Annotated in this window: 21 protein-coding genes, 4 tRNA genes and 1 other annotated feature; of the genes, 19 read left to right on the top strand and 6 right to left on the bottom strand. The window is 35.6% G+C overall.

Annotation, left to right across the window (positions count from 1 at the left end):
- Nucleotides 1-326 precede the first annotated feature (326 nt).
- The 8 genes from TX86_RS24275 (at nt 327) to TX86_RS24240 (ending at nt 3,713) form a co-directional block, all read left to right on the top strand.
- Nucleotides 327-791 (top strand): hypothetical protein, encoded by a 465-nt coding sequence (locus TX86_RS24275; protein ID WP_081707831.1) that lies wholly within the window; start codon nt 327-329, stop codon nt 789-791.
- A gap of 6 nt (nt 792-797) precedes the next feature.
- A complete protein-coding gene (locus tag TX86_RS24270) occupies nt 798-1,241 on the top strand; it encodes a hypothetical protein (protein ID WP_042352946.1) in 444 nt (147 codons plus the stop codon).
- 1 nt (nt 1,242) lies between these two features.
- On the top strand, nt 1,243-2,529 hold the full coding sequence (locus tag TX86_RS24265; RefSeq protein ID WP_042352945.1) for a glutathionylspermidine synthase family protein: 1,287 nt from the start codon (nt 1,243-1,245) through the stop codon (nt 2,527-2,529).
- Entirely contained in the window at nt 2,529-2,945 is a 417-nt protein-coding gene (locus TX86_RS24260) for a DUF350 domain-containing protein (RefSeq protein WP_042352943.1), read from the top strand. The genes TX86_RS24265 and TX86_RS24260 overlap by 1 nt, the downstream gene beginning before the upstream one ends.
- 322 nt (nt 2,946-3,267) lie before the next feature.
- Nucleotides 3,268-3,343 (top strand) — tRNA-Lys (locus tag TX86_RS24255).
- A 5-nt stretch (nt 3,344-3,348) separates the two neighbouring features.
- A tRNA-Glu gene (locus TX86_RS24250) sits at nt 3,349-3,420 on the top strand.
- 85 nt (nt 3,421-3,505) lie between these two features.
- Nucleotides 3,506-3,581 (top strand) — tRNA-Asp (locus tag TX86_RS24245).
- 59 nt (nt 3,582-3,640) lie between these two features.
- A tRNA-Phe gene (locus tag TX86_RS24240) sits at nt 3,641-3,713 on the top strand.
- Between the two features lie 231 nt (nt 3,714-3,944).
- Here TX86_RS24240 and TX86_RS24235 read toward each other — a convergent pair.
- From TX86_RS24235 to argR, 6 genes are all read right to left on the bottom strand, one after another.
- Entirely contained in the window at nt 3,945-4,616 is a 672-nt protein-coding gene (locus TX86_RS24235; RefSeq protein WP_042352942.1) for a Crp/Fnr family transcriptional regulator, read from the bottom strand.
- A 255-nt stretch (nt 4,617-4,871) separates the two neighbouring features.
- The gene (arcC, locus tag TX86_RS24230) at nt 4,872-5,834 is read right to left on the bottom strand and encodes a carbamate kinase (protein WP_042352940.1); all 963 of its coding nucleotides are present in this window, start codon (nt 5,832-5,834) and stop codon (nt 4,872-4,874) included.
- Between the two features lie 32 nt (nt 5,835-5,866).
- Complete coding sequence (gene arcD, locus TX86_RS24225; protein WP_042352939.1) at nt 5,867-7,282, bottom strand: arginine-ornithine antiporter; 1,416 nt, start codon at nt 7,280-7,282, stop codon at nt 5,867-5,869.
- Nucleotides 7,283-7,363: 81 nt separating this feature from the next.
- Nucleotides 7,364-8,371, bottom strand: a complete 1,008-nt coding sequence (argF, locus tag TX86_RS24220; RefSeq protein WP_042352938.1) for an ornithine carbamoyltransferase — start codon at nt 8,369-8,371, stop codon at nt 7,364-7,366.
- Between the two features lie 147 nt (nt 8,372-8,518).
- On the bottom strand, nt 8,519-9,751 hold the full coding sequence (gene arcA / locus TX86_RS24215) for an arginine deiminase (RefSeq protein ID WP_042352936.1): 1,233 nt from the start codon (nt 9,749-9,751) through the stop codon (nt 8,519-8,521).
- Nucleotides 9,752-10,119: 368 nt separating this feature from the next.
- Nucleotides 10,120-10,575, bottom strand: coding sequence for an arginine repressor (gene argR, locus TX86_RS24210; RefSeq protein WP_042353007.1), 456 nt, complete (start codon nt 10,573-10,575; stop codon nt 10,120-10,122).
- Between the two features lie 163 nt (nt 10,576-10,738).
- Nucleotides 10,739-10,950 (top strand) — a binding site (T-box leader).
- Between the two features lie 50 nt (nt 10,951-11,000).
- On the opposite strand from argR, the gene argS reads away from it, so the two are divergent.
- The 11 genes from argS (at nt 11,001) to TX86_RS24160 (ending at nt 23,524) form a co-directional block, all read left to right on the top strand.
- Nucleotides 11,001-12,689: an arginine--tRNA ligase gene (argS, locus tag TX86_RS24205; protein ID WP_042352935.1), complete on the top strand. Its 1,689-nt coding sequence runs from the start codon at nt 11,001-11,003 to the stop codon at nt 12,687-12,689.
- Nucleotides 12,690-13,006: 317 nt separating this feature from the next.
- Nucleotides 13,007-14,455, top strand: coding sequence for a M23 family metallopeptidase (locus TX86_RS24200; RefSeq protein WP_042352934.1), 1,449 nt, complete (start codon nt 13,007-13,009; stop codon nt 14,453-14,455).
- Between the two features lie 272 nt (nt 14,456-14,727).
- Nucleotides 14,728-15,441: a response regulator YycF gene (gene yycF, locus TX86_RS24195; RefSeq protein ID WP_042352932.1), complete on the top strand. Its 714-nt coding sequence runs from the start codon at nt 14,728-14,730 to the stop codon at nt 15,439-15,441.
- A gap of 5 nt (nt 15,442-15,446) precedes the next feature.
- Complete coding sequence (gene walK, locus TX86_RS24190; RefSeq protein WP_042352931.1) at nt 15,447-17,270, top strand: cell wall metabolism sensor histidine kinase WalK; 1,824 nt, start codon at nt 15,447-15,449, stop codon at nt 17,268-17,270.
- A complete protein-coding gene (locus tag TX86_RS24185; RefSeq protein WP_042352930.1) occupies nt 17,267-18,610 on the top strand; it encodes a YycH family regulatory protein in 1,344 nt (447 codons plus the stop codon). The genes walK and TX86_RS24185 overlap by 4 nt, the downstream gene beginning before the upstream one ends.
- Nucleotides 18,597-19,427 carry a two-component system regulatory protein YycI gene (locus TX86_RS24180; protein WP_042352928.1) on the top strand — a complete coding sequence of 277 codons (831 nt, stop codon included), beginning with the start codon at nt 18,597-18,599 and terminating at the stop codon, nt 19,425-19,427. The genes TX86_RS24185 and TX86_RS24180 overlap by 14 nt, the downstream gene beginning before the upstream one ends.
- A 6-nt stretch (nt 19,428-19,433) precedes the next feature.
- Complete coding sequence (yycJ, locus tag TX86_RS24175; protein WP_042352927.1) at nt 19,434-20,228, top strand: exodeoxyribonuclease YycJ; 795 nt, start codon at nt 19,434-19,436, stop codon at nt 20,226-20,228.
- A gap of 209 nt (nt 20,229-20,437) precedes the next feature.
- On the top strand, nt 20,438-21,631 hold the full coding sequence (locus tag TX86_RS24170; RefSeq protein WP_042352925.1) for a S1C family serine protease: 1,194 nt from the start codon (nt 20,438-20,440) through the stop codon (nt 21,629-21,631).
- A gap of 444 nt (nt 21,632-22,075) precedes the next feature.
- Complete coding sequence (locus tag TX86_RS26505; protein ID WP_081707828.1) at nt 22,076-22,234, top strand: CxxH/CxxC protein; 159 nt, start codon at nt 22,076-22,078, stop codon at nt 22,232-22,234.
- Nucleotides 22,235-22,327: 93 nt separating this feature from the next.
- A complete protein-coding gene (gene rlmH, locus TX86_RS24165) occupies nt 22,328-22,807 on the top strand; it encodes a 23S rRNA (pseudouridine(1915)-N(3))-methyltransferase RlmH (RefSeq protein WP_042352923.1) in 480 nt (159 codons plus the stop codon).
- A gap of 225 nt (nt 22,808-23,032) precedes the next feature.
- Nucleotides 23,033-23,524, top strand: coding sequence for a hypothetical protein (locus TX86_RS24160; RefSeq protein ID WP_042352922.1), 492 nt, complete (start codon nt 23,033-23,035; stop codon nt 23,522-23,524).
- Nucleotides 23,525-23,547 lie beyond the last annotated feature (23 nt).

Here is a 23,547-nt window from a genome sequence, read left to right as displayed (position 1 = left end):
AGAGGAGGACTTTTTTTATACTTATTGTATCCTCTAATAGCCTCTGAAACCGTATCAACCCGCTTATGATTAGTTGGCCCCACTTTTAACTGTCATTTGGACGTTTTTTGCAAAAAGAAGGACTATTGATGCTTTTTCTTTTAAAGCAAAGATATTAATTGTGTTTTTCCATATAATAATGGTTGTGATATAGATATATTTTCGATTTATTGAAACCGCTATCTTGTGATGTACGTACATATAAAGTGAAACTATGCTCGGCGGAACATTTTATCCCACACTGAGCATTCGTTTGAACGGGGTAAAGTGAAGAAGGGGCTGATTACTTGGAGTTTCAAAAACAGGTGTTAGAATATCGACTTTGGCTAGGAAATGAAGAATATAAATCCTTGTATCATTATGACAATATTGAGTTAGAAGAAATGTTAGCGAGAAGAGAATGTGAATTTTTTGTAAAAGATGGGGTTACATATAAACAAGTTTCTTCTTCAATTGAAAAAAATTTATTTGTTATATATGTTGAAGTTTATGAAGAGAGTCCTCCTGAAACCATTCGTGGTGGCATTGGAAATATGATTACGCTTGAAATTCGTGAGTTAAATGCAATCCGTAATCATCCGTTATTGGAAACAAAGTATCTTGAGTTTCATATTGAAGTATTATGCATTATTGGATCAACTTTCACGTTTGTTAACCAGTTGGAGTATGAAAGAGATAGTGCTGAGCTGGATGAAGATCGTAAAGCGTATGTATTGTACGTTACACCAACAGGCTATGAGTGGGAGGATTAAGGAATCATGAAGAAGACAAAGAAAATGATGGCTGGTGTAGTAGCGACGCTAATGGCTGTTTCTGTGACTGCATGTAACAATCAGGAAGAGGGTCAAAATAATTACGATGAGAAGAATGCAGCCAAAAATCGGCCTGCTGAACCAACTGACGTTTCCTGTGGTGATTGGGATTGGGATGATGATACAGGAACGTATTATTGTGATGATCGACGATCTAGCAATTTTGGAATGTATTATTTGATGGGACAAATGTTTAATTCAAGAAGTGCTTTAACGTCGAGTAGTAAATATAAAACGTACAGACAAAGCTATCGACCAAATACCAAGAATGAAGAGTATTCATCAGGTAGCGGGGGCGGTGGAAGCTATTCTGGTAGTGGTTCATCAAGTGAAAATAAAAGCTATAAATCTGGAATTGGCAGTGGATCTAAAGGAGGATTCGGAGGCTGATATGAGAAGCCATGTAGCAGAGCGTCAGCAGTTATACGGTAGTATTCCACAGTTTTGGCATGATATATATGGGACGGAATATGCATTGTTAGATATTAAAATAGAAAATCGTGAAAGAATTGGTACTATACGAACAGCTACAGAAAGAATTGGACGTATCTTCTATAAAACATCTTCTTTACTGCGACAGTTAGATGATGAAACTTTACTTCAGCTTGGTTTTCCAAAACAAACGCTTTCTTATCTGCGTATTAAGAACATCCCTTTTGAAAGTGTAATTGCTCGCTTAGATTTAGTTGTAAGTAATCAGGAGATTAAATTATTGGAAATTAATAGCGATACACCTACCTTTATTAAGGAAACGTTTCACGTGAATCATCATGTATGTCAGTATTTTAGTTGTGATAATGTGAATGCGGGGTATGAAGAGAATTTAGCCGATAGTATTAGGCATGCTGTACAGTGGTCGTTAGCAAGTATTGGAGCTCCTCGAAATGGTAAAGTTGTATTTACCTCACATTCAGATCATGAAGAGGATTTCTTTACATCAGCCTATTTAGCTGACTTGTATGGGGAACATGCAGAGTGTATTCCTATTCATGAATTAAAGATTGTCGAGGAAGACGTAGTGGAGAATGGACAGATTTCAATTCCGAGAGGCGTATATACTCCAAATTTAGAGAAAATCGATGTACTGTATCGACAAACATACCCAATCGAACATTTGATAAACGATGAAGATCCAACAACAAGTGATAAAGTTGGAGAAATACTTTTACGATTAGTTGAAAATAAAGATGTTGCTATACTTAATCCGCCATCAGCCTTTTTATTACAGTCAAAAGCAATCATTTCTCTTATTTGGGGATTACATGAGGAGCAGCATGAGTTTTATTCAGCGGATGAACATGAGTGGATTGAAACGTATTTTCTGCCTACTTATTTAGATGAAGATGTATTTAAAGAGCTCGATGTGAAATATGTGAAGAAGCCTTCTTTTGGCAGAGAAGGAGATACAGTCCAAATTTTTAATGAAAAGGGGCTGTTACAGGTAGAAGACCAACATCAAACCTATGCTATGGAGTTGCCAATTTATCAAAAATACATAGAGTTACCACGATACGATATTGTAACGGAGGAAGGAAAGAAAACAGCTCATATTATGTATGGAAGCTTTTTATTAAACGGTAAGTCGGCTGCTATTGGTATTAGAGCTGGCGGTCCAATTACGGATAATACTTCATATTTTTTACCGATTGGTTATCATAAGAGGGAGGAAAATGAATAATGGATAATTTCATATCTTTATCAGCATTACTGGATTTCTTGGCACATGCTGGTACAGGGTTGTTTTTAATTTTAATAGGGTTGATTGCATTTGCTTTGACGACGAGGTTTTCAGAAATGAAGCTAATATCACAAGGAAATGTGGCAGTTGCTTTAAAGCTATGGGGAAAAGCAATTGGTTTAGCGATTATTATTTATACAGTGTGGTCTAACTCAGTTAGTTTATTAGATGCTTTTATTTGGGGTCTTGTAGGTATCGTTGTTCAAGTTGTTGTGTACTTAGTAATAGAAATAATCTTAAGACCTAGCATTAATGTAGAGAAGAAGGTTGAGGAAGGGAATACAGCAATTGGTTTTAGTTTATTTTCCCTTGCTATTGTGGTTGGTATTGTTGTAGCTGCAAGTTTAACGTATTAAAAACATAAGTTTTTTAGAGGGTGTTTTCTGATGGAGAATACCTTTTTTGAAAGATAAGAAAGCATATAATTTTAAATGGTGTCTAGCTCCAGCGCCCAGTAGATTTCGCCCATCTCCTACGATAAGTCAACACGAAAAAGGCTACCGCCTCTTCGTGTTGACTTTATCTCAGTCGAAGTGCTCCAATCTATACGTCGTAAAGCGGGCGCTTGCACTTTTTGTATGGTAAAAACTTCATATAAACTTTTTTGAAAAAATATATTGCAATTCTAATATATTATATGCTATTATTTAAAACGTTGCTGATAATAAATTAAGTAATGAGCCATTAGCTCAGTCGGTAGAGCATCTGACTTTTAATCAGAGGGTCGAAGGTTCGAATCCTTCATGGCTCACCATTTTTGGCCCATTGGTCAAGCGGTTAAGACACCGCCCTTTCACGGCGGTAACACGGGTTCGAATCCCGTATGGGTCATCGGCATTGTAGAAGAAGTGAGCAAATCGGCAAGGACGGTTTGCTTGCTACATTCTACTTGATAGTTTAATAGTTGAAATTTTTAGGTCCCGTGGTGTAGCGGTTAACATGCCTGCCTGTCACGCAGGAGATCGCGGGTTCGATTCCCGTCGGGACCGCCATTTATTTTATTAAAAAATTATCAAAAATAACACACATATGTGTGCTTACTATATATATTGGCTCAGTAGCTCAGTCGGTAGAGCAAAGGACTGAAAATCCTTGTGTCGGCGGTTCGATTCCGTCCTGAGCCATCTTGTAAAAAGTGTCTAATTATAGGCGCTTTTTTTGTATAATGAACGTGAGATGCACAAAAAAGTGATGAATGTCTTTCATCACTTTTTTATACTTTAAGAAAGTTTAACTTCATTACAGGAATAAAGTATAAGAAAAGACATCGACTTTCACCATTAGGGGGGATAAGTCGATGTCTTTTCTTATATTGGATTTTCATGTTAGTCGGGGAAGTTTAAGTTAGCAGTAAGCTACTGTCTGAAATATTCCGGCATATGAATGAAGATTTTCTTTTGTTTAGTAGACACTTTATTTTCCTGCTTTAATTGTTTGAATACCTGGCTAACTGTTTCACGCGACGTTCCAGATAGTTTTGATATATCGGTTGTAGTTATGGGGCAATTAATGACTACATCATGTTTCTGCTCTTCACCTAAATCTGACATTAAGTTACTAATAGTTTGAATGACACGTTGTTGTGCATTTGGTATCTTTTGAACTCTATTCTCATGTAATTCAAGTAGATTAGATAGTTTATTGACCACTTTAATAAGTTGGTTTCGATTGTTTTTCAACTGCTCTTCAAAAACGGAAGTAGGTAGATAAAATAATTCAATATCTGTAACCGCTTCCGCTGAATAATGATAGGTAGTGTCGACTAATAAACCGCCGTAAGGGAACATCGTATATGATTTTATGTAATCAAAATAAATCATTTCGCCTTCTTTATTATCTCGAACGAGCTTTACATAGCCATCTAATAGAAAATAAATTCTTTCCCTTGGATCATCCTCTACAAATAAAAGTTGCCCTTTTTTATATGTTCTCCAATAAACACAAGATTTGATATCACGTAGTTCTTCTTTCGAAAAGTCGGAGAATATCTCGAATTTTTTTAGTTCCTGAACGATATTTCTTTCCATACTAAAAAATCCCTTCTTCCTCAATGTAACTGTATTTGTTTCTATTTAGTTTTTAAACTTCTCATACAATTACTCCATGTACGAAATAATAATAACATTTGTTTATGAATTTAATGTGAGGGCTTTCTGAATTATCACTGTATAGATATTGAATTTAGAGAGATTATATATGTTGAAAAAATGAAGGCTGTAAAAAATACATACAAATAACATAGAAGAAGTTATGAGTAACTTCTTCTATGTTATTTTAGTTATTTAAACGAGAGTTAGAGCACCCTTTTTTGAAACAATTGTTCCAGCTTTTCCTTCTAGAGCTTCATACGCTTGGTCAAGCGATGTAATAATAGTTTGACGTCCATCTCCAGAATTAGCGAAATCAATAGCAGCTTGTACTTTTGGAAGCATGCTTCCTGGTGCAAACTGGTCTTCTGTAATATACTGTTCTAATTCAGCAATAGAAGTATGTTCCAGCTTTTTCTGATTAGGCTTGTTAAAGTTTACGTATACATTATCTACTGCTGTTAAGATAATTAATGTATCAGCATCTACTAGTTCGGCTAGTTTTTGTGCTGCGAAATCTTTATCAATAACAGCTTCTACACCAATTAAGTCCTGTTCTGTTTCCATTACTGGAACACCGCCGCCGCCAACAGCAATCACGATGTCACGGTCTTCTACAAGTGAATTAATAATATGGTGCTCATGGATGCTTACTGGTTTTGGTGAAGGAACAACGCGTCTCCAGCCACGACCAGCATCTTCTTTGAAGACAGCTCCTGTATCATTCATAAGACGTTTTGCTTCTTCTTCTGTATAGAAAGGTCCAATTGGTTTTGTTGGATTCATGAATGCTGGATCATTGGCATCTACGACAACACGAGTTAGAATAGTTGCTACGTCACGTTGGATATGATGCTTTTTCAACATTTTATCAATTGCATTTTGCATCCAATAGCCAATCATACCTTGACTCATTGCGCCACAAGTATCAAGAGGCATTGCTGGGTTTTTTTCGCAATCTGCTGCTTTTTGTTGTAATAGAATATTACCTACCTGTGGTCCATTACCGTGTGCAATAACAATATCTACATCGTTTTCAATGAATTTAGCTAGTTGTTCAGCTGTTTTTTCTAAAGCTGTTTGCTGTGCAATAGCACTAGCATCTCCAGATTGAATTGCGTTACCACCTAATGCGATTACTACTTTTCTTCTTTTCATAATAGGTATTCCTCCAATTTACAATGTTTCGTTTAAATAGTGATATTACCTGTTGCTAGCTGATAAATTGCGTAAATAGCAAGTACAACGAAAAGTATTGCGATACCCAATTCGATTTTTGAGAAAGTACGCTCTTTATTGTTTTCTTTTTGTACCCAACGGAAAACAAGAGTACCAGGTGCAAATAAAATCATTGTTAATAATAAGAAGTCTAAACCTGCTGCATATACTAACCAAATACCGTAAATACTCGCCACTGCACCGACGATGATGTTTTTCATACGATCTGATTCAGTAGAATGCCAGCTGTACTTTAATTGATAGAAAGCAGAGAAAGCATATGGAATTAAGATCGCAGATGAAGCTAATGAGAATGCAAATGTATATGCTTGATCAGAAATAATAAATGTTAATAAGAAAATTTGGATTAACCCGTTTGTTAACCATAAAGCGTTAATAGGGGCTTTGTTTTTATTTTCTTTACCAAACCATTTAGGGAATACTTTATCTTTAGCTGCAAGGAATGGAATTTCACTAGCAAGTAGTGTCCAACCTAACCATGCACCTAGAACAGAGATAATTAATCCAAGGTTAATTAGTACAGCGCCCCATTTGCCTACAACATGTTCTAAGATGTAAGCCATTGAAGGATTTTGTAGTTGTCCTACTTCAACTTGATTCATTACACCAAGAGATAATAATGTAATCATTATGTAGATTGCTAGAGTTCCAATAAGACCAATAATTGTTGCTCTACCAACATCTTTACGGTTCTTAGCACGACTAGAGAATACAACAGCACCTTCAATACCAATGAACACCCATAGTGTTACAAGCATTGTGCTCTTAACTTGGCTTCCTACTGCGCTCCAAGAGAATGATCCTGCATCACCCCAGAAACCATCTTGGAAAATATCAATATTAAATGCAAAGATTGCTGCAATAATAAATACAAGTACAGGAATTAGTTTTGCAATTGTAGTAATTAAGTTGATAATAGCTGCAGAGTGAACACCTCGTAAAATCAAGAAATGTACGCCCCATAACATCACACTTGCCCCAATAATAGAAGCTACGTTTTGTCCACCTTCGAAAACAGGAATAAAGTAACCGATAGATGAGAATAGTAAAGTTCCATATGCAACGTTACCTAGAAATGCAGATAGCCAGTAACCCCAAGCACTATTGAAGCCCATAAAGTCTCCGAATCCAGCTCTCGCATAACTAAAAACCCCACCATCTAAGTCTGGTCGCTTCATATTCAAGTTTTGGAAAGACATACCGAGTGAAATCATCCCGATACCTGTAATAATCCAGCCGACAATAATTGAGAAGGCACCTGCTCCAGCTGCCATATCACTTGCTAAGTTAAAAATCCCTCCACCTATCATGGAACCGATAACCAGTGCGACTAACGAAAAGAAACCTAACTTTTTTTCTTCTGCCATTATATTCACCCCATTAAGGCTTTAGAAAAAAAGAAGGAAGAGCATTCCTCCTCCTTTTCCTCTAAAATAACCTTGAAATTATTAAAGATCGCCTAAAGTCGCAGCCATTACTGCTTTAATTGTATGCATTCTGTTTTCAGCTTGATCGAAAACGTGAGAATGTTTGCTACGGAATACTTCATCAGTTACTTCCATTTCTTTTAGGCCGTGCTTTTCAAACATTTCAAGACCATATTGTGTTTCAGTATCATGGAAAGCAGGTAGGCAGTGTAAGAAGATAACATTTTCATTACCAGTCTTACGAACCATTTCCATATTTACTTGGAATGGAGATAATAATTCAATTCTTTCAGCGAACTTATCTTCTTCACCCATAGAAACCCAAACATCAGTATATAGTACGTCTGCGCCAGAAACTGCTGCATCAATGTCGCTTGTTACAGTAATACGGCCGTTTGTTTCTTTTGCAATTTCTTTTGCAAGATCGATAATTTCTTGCTCAGGGAATAATGATTCTGGAGAGCAAATGCGCATATCCATACCAACTTTTGCACCAGCAATTAAGAAGCTGTTTGCCATATTGTTACGACCGTCACCAACGTAAACGAATTTAACACCTTTTAAGTGACCAATATTTTCTTTAACTGTTAAGAAGTCAGCAAGCATTTGTGTTGGATGCCATTCGTCAGTTAGTCCGTTCCATACAGGTACACCAGAATGTTCTGCTAATCCTTCAACTGTACGTTGAGAGAATCCACGGAACTCGATTCCGTCAAACATACGACCTAATACTTTAGCTGTATCTTCAACAGATTCTTTTTTACCTAATTGAATATCACCTTTACCTAGATACTCTGGGTGTGCACCTAAATCAATGCTAGCTACTGTAAATGCACAACGAGTACGAGTAGATGGTTTTTCAAAAAGTAAGGCAATGTTTTTACCTTCTAAATAACGATGAGGGATGCCGTTTTTCTTTTTCTCTTTTAATTCAGCGGCTAATTCGATGAAATATAAGAATTCTTCTTCAGTAAAATCTTTCTCTGCTAAAAAACTTCTACCTTTTAAGTTTGGTTTTGTTAATAACATGCTCGTTTCCCGCCTTTTTTCTTATATTAAGTGTTTAGATTTATCTTGGTGTATGTAGGTTATATAAGGATTATTTGTAACTAGCTACAGTATTAGTTTTAAAACACTGTAGCTAGTTGTTATTTGTTAAATGAATACTTTGTTTTCTTAAATATCTTCACGAATGATTGGCATACTCATGCAACGTGGGCCCCCACGACCGCGAGACAATTCCGAACTTAGTACTTCAATTACTTTCACGCCATGCTCACGTAGTAATTCATTAGATACGTAGTTACGATCATATGTAACAACAACGCCAGGAGAGATAGCTAATGTGTTAGAGCCATCATTCCATTGTTCACGAGCTGAAACGATTTCATCGCCACCACCACATGGAATAAGTACTAATTCCTCTAATCCTAGTGCTTCTTTTAATGTTTGTTTTAGGTCTTCACTATGTGTGATCTTTAAGTGATCTGCATCTGGTCCTTTTTCTAATGTATAAACATTCATCTTACCTTCCGGACTTTGAATTGCAGGGTGAATAGTGAATTTATCATGGTCAATCATTGTGAACACAGTATCTAGGTGCATAAATGCACGGCAATTTGGAATTTCAATCGCTAATACTTTCTTCACTTTGTCTTGCTTGCTGAATAAGTTAAGTGCTAAGCGCTCAATTGCTTTCGCAGAGCTACGTTCAGAAACACCGATTGCGATAACTTCTTCACTTAGAACTAATTCATCTCCACCTTCAATAGGGAAGTTGAAATTACGATCTAACCAGACTGGAACATCATGGTTTGCAAAACGTGGATGATGCTTTATAATATATTCCATAAATAGTGATTCGCGACGACGGGCAGGTTGTCGCATTCTATTGATGGAAAGACCATTACCGATTGATGCTGCTGGGTCACGAGTGAAGTATAGATTTGGCATTGGGTCTAAATAGAATGGATAGTGGTCTTCCATAAGCTCATATAAATGAGTTTTTCTCTTAGCCTCGATTTCGTTTTTACGAACACCGCTCATGATTTTGTCTACCATATCCTCTGTAGAGAACGAAAGTAAATATTCTTTTAAGTGTTGGAATGAACCATTCACATTTGCCTTAGACTCGTTTAGAATTCTTTCAGCAAACTCAGCTTTTAATTCGTCTGTATGTAACGCCTCGCTTGCTAGTTTCTCAAGATATAAAACTTCAGCGCCTTGATCACGAAGTGTTTTAGCGAAGAAATCATGTTCTTCTTGAATGACTTTTAAGTAAGGGATGTCATCAAATAAAAGTTGTGGTAATAATTCTGGGATTAGGTTTTCTAACTCTTTACCAGGACGTTTAACTAAGACTGTTTTTAATTTTCCAATCTCAGAGTGAACGTGAATAGGGTGATTCATGTGTGTTGCCTCCCTGCTTTGTATGTGATGTTTCTTACAAGATTTATATTAAGCGATTTATAAAGTAGAAAATGTGGAATACTTCATACACCAAATGCGAAATATCTGACACTTTTGGGAATATACAATGCATACTTTTGTAAGTTTATGAATGTGTGAAGTTTAGATGAAAAGGGAGTGTGACAATATGTTAACGCTTTCACAAAGAATTAACCGTCGGACTTTATATGTTATTACGCTTTGAAAGTGAATAATGACTGAATATTTTTGTTGAAAAATGAATAAAACTTTTTATTTATTCAGTACACATACTTTTTATTTATTGTTTGAAAATTTAAATTAGTGGTAAAAATAAAGAAGACGAGCTGTTAAAAGCTCGTCTTTGTCATTCGATTATATATGATATCTGCATCTTCCTTAGTTCTAGCAATAATTAGGCACGTATCATTTCCACATACACAGCCCACCATCTCATCCCAGTTTACATTGTCGAGAAGTACACCAATCACATGGGCATTACCAGGAAGTGTTTTTAGTACGATTAGATTATCGACAGAATCAAACTTCACAACAACTTCCTGCGTTTTTTTTAGTAATTTCTTATATTGGGCATGATCATTGTTTTCTGCAATAAAACTATATTTAAACTTTCCAGAAGTAAGGGGTACTTTCACAAGATTTAATTCTCGTATATCTCTTGAAATAGTAGCTTGGGTAACATCCATACCTTTTTCGTTTAACAGCATCACTAGTTGTTCTTGTGTTTCCACTTCTTGCTCGGTAATTAATTTCTTTAAGAAGTACTGTCTTCTTTCTTTACTCATATTCATATTTAGATTCATATAAGCACTCCTAACTGGTAAGTATATAGTTTAATTATATTAGTATATTGAATAGAAAACCTTATTATGAGACTAATTTGATAAATGTTCACATTTAGTTGATGCTTACAAATAAGTTTGTTATAATTTTTACAAATTCATACTCGTACAATCAATGAGAAAGAGAGTAGTTATAGAGAAGTCAGTAAAGCGAGCTAGGGGTGGTGTGAGCCTAGTCGATAACCTATAATGAAGCGCACTTTTGAGATGTTTACTTGAAGTAAAGTAGAGTAAACCGGGGTTTTATCCTCGTTAAAAAATAAAGAGGTTCATTAGAACAACTAGAGTGGTACCGCGGGAATTCAACTCGTCTCTTTTTTATCAAAGAGACGGGTTTTTTTATTATACAAAAATAATGGAGGGTTAGTATGGACTATCAACAAATGGTTGCTATAAACATCAGTAAGGCATTAAGTGATTCACTATCAGAAGAAGAGGTAAGTCTATTATTAGAAAAGCCAAAGTATTCTACTCATGGAGATTTTGCTTTTCCATGTTTTTCATTAGCTAAGACAATGAGAAAAGCTCCTCAGCTCATTGCTTCAGAATTAGCAGAGAAATTAGATCAGCAACAGTTTGAGAAAGTTGAAGTTGTTGGTCCATATGTTAATTTCTTCTTAAATAAAGGGCTTGTGAGTAACGATATTTTGGCGAAGATTCTTAATGAAGGCGATAACTATGGAAATCTAAGCATTGGTAATGGCGGTAATGTAACGATTGATATGTCATCTCCTAATATTGCGAAGCCGTTCTCAATGGGGCATTTACGTTCAACTGTAATTGGAAATGCTTTAGCTAATATCGTCGCAAAATGTGGCTATACACCAATAAAAATCAATCATCTTGGAGACTGGGGAACACAATTTGGTAAGCTTATCGTTGCATATAAAAAATGGGGCAATGAAGAAGCTGTTCGTAAAGAGCCAATTAAAGAGCTTCTAAAATTGTATGTTCAATTCCATGAAGAAGCCGAAAAGGATACATCTCTTGAAGATGAAGGACGTAAGTGGTTTAAAAAGCTAGAAGACAATGATCAAGAAGCGGTAGAGCTATGGAAATGGTTCCGTGAAGAATCTCTACAAGAGTTCAATAAAATCTATAAGTTGTTAGGTATTTCATTCGATTCGTATAATGGTGAAGCGTTCTATAATGATAAAATGGGTGCAGCTATTCAACTGATTAAAGATAGCGGTTTGTTAGTAGAAGATAAAGGTGCTCAAGTAGTGAAACTGGAAGAAGAAGAATTGCCACCATGCTTAATTCTGAAATCAGATGGTGCAACTTTATACATTACACGTGATTTAGCTACGGCTATTTACCGTAAAAACACGTATGATTTTGCAAAATCTATTTATGTTGTAGGGAATGAGCAAAGCTTACATTTTAAACAGCTTAAAGCTGTATTAAAGAAACTTGGATTTGATTGGTCAGATGATATGACACATGTTCCTTTCGGTCTTATTTTAAAAGATGGTAAGAAAATGTCTACTCGTAAAGGTAAAATCATTCTGCTAGAAGAAGTTCTTGCTGAAACAATTGCATTGGCTGAACAAAATATTAGTGAGAAAAACCCGAACTTACCTAACAAAGAAGAAGTAGCAAAACAAGTAGGTGTAGGTGCAGTTATCTTCCATGACTTGAAGAACGACCGTATGAATAGCGTTGAATATTCATTAACGGATATGTTGAAATTTGAAGGAGAAACAGGTCCTTACGTACAATATACACATACTCGTGCATGCTCTATTCTACGTAAGTCTCCACTACAAGAAGGGCAAACGAGCTATGCATTACAAGATGAGTTAAGCTGGGAAGTAGTAAAAGAACTTCAAAAATTCCCTGCTATGATCGAAAAAGCAAATAAACAGTTAGAGCCTTCTGTTATTGCGAAATATGTTGTAGATTTATCACAAGCATTTAATAAGTACTATGGAAATACCCATATTCTACTTCAAGACGAGTCATTGCAAGCAAGACTTGCACTTGTAGAAGCTGTGAAAATCACATTAAAAGAAGGTTTACGTCTACTAGGCATTGCAGCACCAGAAGAAATGTAATAAATTTGAATGGAAAAAGCCAATCCGTTTATACGGATTGGCTTTTTTTGGATGTAACGTAACTATATTGTTTCAGTTATGTTACTAGATGTCATCATTTCATCGTGAAATTATTTTAAAACAGCTTTTTTTGGAGCAAAACTAAGCATTTTGTGATAGAAAAGTGGGTTTTATGTTAAATTTTCCTATCAATTATACAGTTGTATTACATTATAACGACGTTTCTTAGATTCCCTAAAAAATATGTTAAAGTATAAAAGTTATTTAAAGTGATTCATAATAAATAGATTTTGATGCTGTTTGAAAGGGGAGTTTGCGTGTTTTCTTTAAGAAATTTAGACTTAGGAGATTATACAAATACGATGAAAAAAGCAATGCTTATGGCAACAGTTGCTTTAACTTCTTTGTCTTTTCAACATGTAGCAGCTGCAGAGGAAAAAACACATGATATTGAAACAATCTATCATGTTTATAATAAAGAACAATTTGTCGGAACAATCTCCGAAGAAGATAAAAATATATTAGACCAACATCTCGCAATAAAACTTGATCAAGTGAAAAAGCAATATCCAGATAAGGTTTTAGAAGTAGATAAAGATGTTACATATATTGAAGAAAATGTGTTTCATAATGATGAAGCTTATACGAGTGCACTTGAAGCATTGAAAAATAATGTACAAATTGAAGCACAAGCAACAGCACTAGTTATTGATGGAAAAGAAGTAGGATATGTAGCCACAAAAGAAGCTGCGGACCAACTTCTTCGTAAGTTTAAACTTCAATATGTAACGGCTGATGAATTAGCACAATTTGAAAATCAGACAGGAGACCAAGAGGCACCTCTTACAACTTCTGGTTCACGTCTTACAAGTTTAACGCTATCAAAGAATATTGAATTTGTTCAATCAGCTACTATTCCAACAAAGATTATGGATGAACAAGCAGCATTAGCGTTTTTAAATAAAGGTTCATATGAAGTGAAGAACTATACTATCCAAGAAGGCGATGTAATAGAAAACATTGCATCTGCATACGGATTAACGACAGACGAACTGTTAAAGCTGAATCAAGGTATGACAGCGGATTCTCTTTTACAAGTAGGGCAAGTGATTAAAGTAGCAGCACCTAGACCAGTTCTAGAAGTAACTGCTCAAAGAGAAATCTTTAAAAAACAAGCTATTCCATTTGAACATAAAATAGTTGAAAGCGACGATCTGAATAAAGGTGATTCAAAGCTTAAACAAGAGGGGCAAGTTGGTGAAAAAGCCACTCATTATTATGTAACGCAAACGAATGGTAAACAAGTAGCGCAAAATATACTAACAGATAAAGTAATTAAGCAGCCTGTGGCTGAAGTTCGTATAAAAGGTACAAAAGAAACTCCTTCAACAGGTAGTGGACAGTTTGCATGGCCAACAGTTGGTGGTTATATTTCAAGTGAAGTAGGTTACCGTTGGGGTAAAATGCATAAAGGAATTGACATTGCTCGTCCGAGTGATTTAACCATTAAAGCGGCAGATAACGGAGTCGTGGTTTCAGCTGGTTTTAATAATGGTGGTTATGGTAATCGTGTAGAAATTGACCATGGGAATGGTATGAGAACGACATATTCACATATGTCATCAATTAGTGTATCAGCAGGACAAACCGTTTCTGCCGGCACAAAAATCGGTGTGATGGGCTCCACTGGTAATTCAACAGGTGTTCATCTACATTTCGAATTATTTATTAACGGAAGAATTGCAAATCCGCTTGATTATTTATAAGAATACAAGGCAAGTGTGTAAGATTGAACAGATTTGGCAGCCTTCGGAAAATAGTTCCGAAGGCTGTTTTTATTAGGCTATAATCTTACATTCATTCTTGGTTATTTTGTAAAAGAAGTGTAAAACAAACAAGTGAACTCACTTATTAAAAAGATGAATTACACTTGTTATCATGATAAAGTAATAAGTATGACGATATTTATTTAACATAATTTAAATCAGTTTTTAATATATGCTGAAGAAGCAAATAATAAGATAAAGGAGATTTTAGCATGGAGAAAAAGATCCTTGTTGTGGATGATGAAAAACCAATTGCGGATATTATTGAATTTAATTTAAAGAAAGAAGGTTTCGAGGTTCATTGTGCTTATGATGGAAATGAGGCACTCGTGAAGGTAGAAGAACTTCAGCCAGATTTAATCTTACTTGATATTATGCTACCAGGACGCGATGGAATGGAAGTATGTCGAGAAGTACGAAAGAAATATGAAACACCTATTATTATGTTGACAGCGAAGGATTCAGAAATAGACAAAGTACTAGGGCTTGAACTAGGGGCAGATGACTATGTGACGAAACCATTTAGCACACGTGAATTATTAGCCCGTGTAAAAGCGAACTTAAGAAGGCAGCAAACATTAGTGAATCAAAGTCAGGAAGAAGACGAAGAGACTAAGGAAATTTCAGTTGGTTCGTTAACGATTCATCCTGATGCATACGTCGTATCTAAACGTGGTGAAACGATTGAATTAACACATCGTGAATTTGAATTGCTTCATTATTTAGCGAAACATATTGGACAAGTTATGACACGTGAACATTTGTTACAAACTGTATGGGGCTACGATTACTATGGTGATGTACGTACAGTAGACGTGACAGTGCGCCGTTTGCGAGAAAAGATTGAAGACAATCCAAGTCATCCAGGTTGGATTGTAACACGAAGAGGAGTAGGCTATTACTTACGCAATCCTGAACAGGAGTAAAATAAATGAAAAAAGTAGGTTTCTTTCGCTCGGTCCATTTAAAGTTTGTACTGATTTATGTATTGCTTATTCTTGTAGCTATGCAGATTATTGGTGTATATTTTATCGATCGATTAGAAAAGCGGCTTGTAGCGAATTTTAAAGAGTCATTAGAAGAAAAAGTGAATTTGCTAGCATATAACGTAGAAGAAGAAATGATAAAACCAAGAGAAGTTAAAGATAATAGGTTGGAAGATGATATTCGCTCGGTTTTATCAGACTTCTCTTCTAATGACGTTTCTGAGGTACGTATTATTGATAACCGTAGCCGTATTATCGGTACATCCGATCCTGATAAACAAGGGTATGTAGGAAAAAGAACAACTGAAGACTCTATTAAAAAAACATTAGGATTAGGAACAGAAATTAGTAAAGTATCATTAGATCGTCAAACGAAAAATAGAGTATGGGTCCTTTCAAAACCAATAAAATCCAAAAACGAGACGATTGGTGCGATTTACTTAGTTGCTAAAATCGAGAATGTGTATGTGCAGTTGCGAGAAATTAATAATATCTTTATGACTGGAACAGCTATTGCGCTTGTAGTAACAGCAGGACTAGGCATTTTACTCGCTCAAACGATTACTCGACCTATGTCTGATATGAGAAAACAAGCCTTGGCGATGGCGAAGGGGAATTTCTCTAGAAAGGTTAAAGTGTATGGTGATGATGAGATTGGTCAGCTTGCGATTACCTTTAATAATTTAACGAAAAAACTACAGGATGCGACTTCTACAACAGAAGGGGAGCGAAAGAAGCTATCATCTGTTCTCGCATATATGACAGATGGAGTAATTGCAACCAATCGAAAAGGACGAGTCATCCTTATTAATGAGCCTGCAGCTCAATTATTAAATGTTTCACGTGAAACAGTATTATCTATGCCCATTGTTTCATTACTAGGTTTAGAAAGCGATTATTCTTTTGAGGATTTACTAAGTCAACAAGACTCTCTTATTCTAGACTTTAGTACATCAGAGGAACATTACGTTCTTCGAGCAAATTTCTCAGTGATACAAAAAGAAACAGGATTCGTAAATGGACTAATTACGGTATTACACGATATTACTGAACAAGAAAAAATTGATTATGAACGCCGTGAGTTCGTAGCGAATGTTTCACATGAATTACGAACACCACTGACAACGATGCGTAGTTATTTAGAAGCATTAGCTGATGGTGCTTGGAAAGATGAATCAATTGCTCCCAATTTCTTAACTGTAACGCAAAATGAAACGGAAAGAATGATTCGTCTTGTAAATGACTTATTGCAGCTATCAAAAATGGATAGTAAAGATTATCGATTAAAGAAGGATTGGGTCAACTTTAGTAATTTCTTCAATCATATTATTGATCGCTTTGAAATAGGGAAAGAAGGTCATATTACATTTAAACGGGATATACCGAAGAAGGCGATTTTTGTAGATATTGACGAAGATAAGATTACACAGGTTCTATACAATACAATTTCAAATGCTATGAAATATTCTCCTGAAGGTGGTCAGCTTACTTTTCGTTTGAAGGAGTTAGATGGATTTATTGAAGTCAGTATTCAAGATGAAGGTGTTGGGATACCGAAGGACAAATTGGAGAAAATATTTGAGCGATTCTACCGAGTAGATAAAGCTCGAACTAGAAATCTAGGTGGTACTGGCCTAGGATTAGCGATAGCAAAAGAAATGGTGCTCGCGCATGGAGGAAATATATGGGCAACAAGTAAAGAAGGAAAAGGTACAACAATTTTCTTTACGCTTCCTTATGACCGAGATCAAGAGGATGAGTGGTTATGAATAAAGAATTAATCAAGACAATCCTTCTCACATTTTTAGTTTGTAATAGTGTTTTTTTGACATGGAGCATAGTGACATATTCACCTAAAATTGATCTTACAACGAAGGAACAGGTTATTCCGAATGTAGCGATTTCTAATAAGAAAGCGGAAAAAGACATTATTAGGCCTTCACTTATTATGGTTCATGAAGACGATGAGTATTATGGCAGTATAAAAGATGAAGATATTAATATGGTCTTAGATGAGATGGATGATTGGACTTTTTATAATTTTAAAGATGTAACAAATAGCATTACACAAAAAGTACAGTCATTTATCGATAAAAAAGCAATGATTGAATTAGTGTTTCCTGATAACGTACCATTTGCGATTTATAAAAAAGTCATTAAGGTAGAAGATCGAGAACTTCGCAGAGATCTTGAATTTGACCGCATTCTTATTAGTGCAGCTACGGGAAATGGAGAAGAAAATGAAGTTTATTTCGTCTCTACTGATCCTGAGAAGAAATATGTTTATAGATTTGATGTGAGTGCTTCACATTTAAAAAAGCTAACGAACCAGATACGTGAGAAAGCGAAGAAATTTGATCACTATACAGTAATTAATGCGACACCTAATAAAGCTCTCTATGTACCAGAAAATAAAGGTCAGTATCCTAAATATAAATACACTACAAAATTACTAGATGTAAATAAATTTAAAAATGCATTATTTCCAGATCCAGGCGTTGTGAAATCAGACCAAATTGTAAGAGGGCAAGAGTTTACAGGGGGATCGACATTTATGCGTGTGTTTTATGATACAATGGTGCTCAAATATGTCAATCCAGGCTTAAAAGAAACATATAAAACTGCAAAAGCTGATTTATTAGAGAACAGTATCGAATTTATTAATGAGCATTCAGGATGGGAAGATAATTATCGATTTGCTGAAATTAATCAAGACGAACAGAAAACGACCTTTCGGTTATATGTAAATGGCTTACCTACCTTCAATAACCAATTCATGTCTGAGCTTGTTCAAAAATGGGTAGAAGACGATCTAAAGTCATATTTTCGACCATTCTTTACATTAGAACTAGCCATATTATCTGAAAGTGATATGGTTACCTTACCTTCAGGGAAGGAAGCATTTCAACAAATTAGTTCGGTGGCTGAACCTAACTATGAAGCAGACTTGTTAGAGGATATGCAGATTGGTTATCGTATGGTTAAAGATATGGAAGCATTTCAGTATGACAATATTTCTTTGGAGCCCGCTTGGTATTACAAATATAATGGTGAGTGGAAGTCATTAACGTTGAAACAAACAGGAGGAATATCACGTGGATTGGAGTAAAACGAAAACCATTTTTATTGTAGTTTTTCTTGTTCTCAATATGTTCCTTCTGTATCAATATATTCAAAAAAGAAGTTCTAATGGTCTTGAAGTGATTGCAGAATCAACCATTGAAGATAAATTAAAAGAAAATGAAATTACGTATAAAACGTTGCCAAAGCAACCGAATAAAGAGCAATACTTAAGTGCGAAAAGTAAACTTTTTTCTGATGAGGAATTAAAAAAACTCAAAAATCAACGAGTTCAAAAAGAAAAAAATCAACAAATATATGCTTCAGAATTTAAGCCATTGCAATTAGGTGAAAAAATTCATTCGGAAGCGTTAGATTCTTTTGTAAAAGAAAATGTATTGCACGGAGATCAGTATCGGTTTTGGAAAGTTGACGAAATCGGTAACGTGATTATTTATTATCAAACATATAAAGGTAAGATGATTTTTAATAACAGTAGTGCAAAACTAGAGCTAAAAATGGATGATAAGAGACAAGTTATATCTTATACGCAAACATATCTAGATGATATTGACGAACAATTTAACGAAAAAGATGATGTTATACCAGCTATAAAAGCGATTGAAACATTATTTAATAAAGGAAGTATTCAGCCTAATAATGAAATTACTAATGTGGAATTAGGTTATATCAATATACTCCAGGATACGGCTTCACATATCTTGACACCGATTTGGCATGTAGAAATTAATAATGAGGATGATTTCTTTGTAAATGCGCTTGATGGTAGAATTATTGAATTTAATGATGGAGTGAATATCTCTGATGAATCGGATATGGATGATAAAAAATTAATATTGGAGTGAAGATTCATGACGATGCATTTTAGCGTTCTCGCAAGCGGGAGCACGGGAAATGCGTTTTATGTAGAAACAGAAGATCAGCGCTTTCTAGTAGATGCGGGCTTGAGCGGAAAAGGAATGGAAGGTTTATTTCAACAAATTGGGCGAAATCTTTCTGAACTTACTGGTGTACTAGTTACTCATGAGCATAGTGATCATATTAAAGGGCTGGGTGTAATCGCTCGTAAGCACAAGCTACCAATCTATGCGAATGAGAAAACATGGCATGCCATGGAAGGTTTAATTGGTGAAGTTCCAACTGAACAGAAGTTTACTTTTGATATGGAAACGGTTAAGACATTTGGTAGTTTAGATATTGAATCATTTGGTGTTTCTCATGATGCTGCTGAGCCAATGTTTTATGTGTTCCATCATAATGGTAAGAAAATTGCTCTAATGACTGACACTGGGTATGTCAGTGATCGAATGAAAGGCGTGATTGCTAATGCTGATTGTTTCGTATTTGAGAGTAATCATGATGTTGGGATGTTACGAATGGGACGCTACCCATGGAGCGTAAAACGTAGAATTCTTAGTGATGTAGGGCATGTATCGAATGAAGATGCAGCCTTAGCTATGAGCGAGGTTATTGGTGATCAGACGAAACGTATTTACTTGGCGCATTTGAGTCTTGATAATAATATGAAAGATTTAGCGCGTATGTCTGTTACTCAAACATTAGAAAGCAAAGGATTAATTGTCGGAGAAGGATTTTCATTATATGATACCGATCCGAAAACAGCGACCGATTTGGTGACTGTTTAAGATAAAAGGCTGTTCGAACGGGTGAATTCAAGTCACCGTTCGAACAGCCTTTTTTTACACGTTTGATTCAGGTGAATCCTATATAAACCCTTTATTAAGTATAGAGAATATATGTATTAACAAAGATGCAAACTAATCCACTGAAAGTTAAAAAGTATGAAAAGCGGCTATAATAATAAATATGATTAATTATGAGAGGACTGAGAGAATTGGATTACTACGATCACGATTATGATCAAAGACCAAAGCGTAGAGCGGGAAATAAAAAGGGGTATTTTTTTTCAGGTTTAATAGGCGTTATTGTTGGTGCTCTATTAGTTGGTTTAGTCTTTCCAGCAATGGGTTGGATGAATGGCACTAATGGTGCTAATGAAATCAATCATACAAATCAATCACCTGGAATTAAGCAAAATGTAGCTTTAAATGTTACAAGTTCGGTCACAGATGCTTATGATAAGGCAGCAGATGCTGTTGTCGGCATAACTAATATTCAAGAAGCTAGTATTTTTTCTCAAGGTGGCGAAGCGGGAACTGGTTCAGGTGTTGTGTACGAAAAAGCCAATGGAAAAGCTTATATTGTTACTAATCACCACGTAATTGAAGGTGCATCTGCACTAGAAGTATCGCTTTCAGATGGTACAAAAATTCCTGCGAAGGTGATTGGGAGCGATGTGTGGACTGACTTAGCTGTTATTCAAACAGATGCTAGTAAAATAAAAACAATAGCCGAATTTGGTGATTCTTCTTCATTGAAACCAGGTGAGCCTGTTTTAGCGATTGGAAATCCACTTGGCTTACAATTCTCTGGATCGGTGACACAGGGTATTATTTCAGGTTTAGAAAGAACGATAGAAATTGATATTAATCAAGATGGCGTTGTAGATTGGAATTCAGAAGTTATTCAAACGGATACTGCTATTAACCCTGGTAATAGCGGTGGTGCCTTGGTGAATTTAAAAGGCCAAGTAATTGGTATTAATTCTATGAAAATTGCAGAGCAAGCGGTTGAGGGAATTGGTCTTGCTATACCTATAAACTCAGCGATACCAGTTATAAAAGATATTGAGAAGTATGGAGAAGTGAAACGCCCATATTTAGGTGTAAGCCTAGCACCAATTGAAGAAGTAACGCAATATCATCGTGAAAATACGTTTAAGTTACCAGCAAATGTAACAACTGGTGTGGCAATTGTAGAGGTTCAACGAAATTCACCAGCAGCAAAAGCAGGTATTAAAGCGTATGATGTCATTGTTGAAATGGATGGAGAGAAAATTAAAGATCTCGTTAGCTTCCGAAAACATTTGTATATTGATAAAAAGATTGGCGATCAGTTGAAGGTTAAATTTTATCGGAACGGTAAATTAGAAAGTGCAACAATTACATTGCAAGGGGAAACATTATAAGTTTATGAAGAGTCGTGCATGCGACTCTTTTTTATTGGGGATAAATCAAGAAGAGTAAACATCAATCCAAAAAGACCGGTGATGGTTTTTCTTTGAATGCTAAGAAAGTATATAATTTTGTGCGGTGTCTAGCTCCAGCGCCCTGTGACTAGTAGATTTCGCTCATCTCCCTACGATAAGTCAACATCGAAAAAGGCTACCGCCTCTTCGTGTTTCCTTTATCTCAGTCGAAGTGCTCCAATCTATACGTCACAAAACGGGCGCTTCCGCTTTTCTTATTGTTGATAACTTTGCTTTTTATGCTATGATGACTAGTGTGAAGAATAAACTGTGTATAACTTATTGAATGGTTATTAGTTGTGGATAAATTTCGCATTTTTGAAAAAACTATAATTATCGAAGGATAAATAGTGAGGAAATAATACTAGATGGAGGAATAGGACAATGATCAATTGCTGCAAAGAGCACGTAGAATTAGCGTTAGATGTAATGGTAGACGAACATGAAGTAGCCCCAGTGCTTACAGAATTAACAGAGGAAGAAAAGTTGTCCACAACCTGTGAATATTGTAATAACAAAGCTATATATGTAGTAGGGAACTGATATTCCCATACGAAATGTGGACATCTATTGTGGATATGTGGATAAGTCCTGTGTATAAGTTGTTTGTAATATGTTTGTAAAGTGAGGATACCTGTGAATATCTCAATTATCACCGTAGGGAAACTGAAAGAAAAATATTTAAAACAAGGCATTGCTGAATATACGAAACGACTTTCAGCTTATGCAAAAATTGATATTATCGAATTACCTGATGAAAAAGCCCCAGAGAATTTAAGTGAAACAGATATGCTAATCGTCAAACAAAAAGAAGGCGAACGTATCTTAGCGAAAATTTCTCTAGATACACATGTCATTGCACTCGCTATTGAGGGTAGCATGAAAACATCGGAACAACTAGCGGAAAATCTTGATAAATTAGCGACATATGGGAAGAGTAAAGTTGCATTTGTGATTGGTGGATCGCTTGGCTTGAGTGATGAAGTGATGAAGCGTAGTAATGAGACTCTTAGTTTTTCGAAGATGACGTTTCCTCATCAACTGATGAGGTTGATTTTGGTAGAACAGATTTATCGAGCATTTCGGATTAATCGGAATGAACCGTATCATAAGTAACTGTAAGCCATAACCTTCAAGTAGGGTTATGGCTTTGTTGTGTTTATGTGAAATATATATATATCTAATGAGGGATACATTCATTATCTTGTTCTTTTGCTTTCTAAAACGTATATTCTCCAGATATCTCAAAATTTATCATAAGGACGGAGCATGAACGAATATCTTATCTTGAAAGTACTTATAACGAGTCGTGGGAAACGGGGCAAAAGGAGGAGATTATTTGTGAAAATAGGAGATAGTCAGTGGAGTAGTTATCTTGATGCGATAGAAGCTATCTTAGATAAAGGAATGGCGGCAAAGGAAGTGGTTTGCTCCATTACGACTGGCTTTCGCTTGATTCCTTCGTTACGAAATGCGCCAGGGCTAAACTCATATCATGCAACTGTGGCTGATATTGGCTACAGCTTTGATGCTGTTAGAGGAACGATAGAACGACTTCGTAGTGGCGAAATAATTCCTCTTGGAAAAGAAATGCTTGTTTTGGATCTCGATACTCTACGGATTAGTGAAATTCAGTTAAAGCCCAACTTTGAGCTAGTAGCAAAAGAATCTACATCGGACACCTTTTATTTAATTGAGCAAAGTCAATTTTTAAATCAGCAAATTACACATGTAGTCTATGAGGCTAACAGTTATGGAAAAGCTCTATTAGGAACGGAATGGAACGTGATTCTAAAACGCGTCCAAAGCGTTCAAGCTATTCCTCGCATTTAGATGACTATTTTTATAAGGGAGAG

The organism is Bacillus massiliigorillae (assembly GCF_000380245.2).
Lineage (GTDB): Bacteria > Bacillota > Bacilli > Bacillales > DSM-1321 > Bacillus_AD > Bacillus_AD massiliigorillae.
This window is presented reverse-complemented; position numbering and strand designations above follow the sequence as displayed.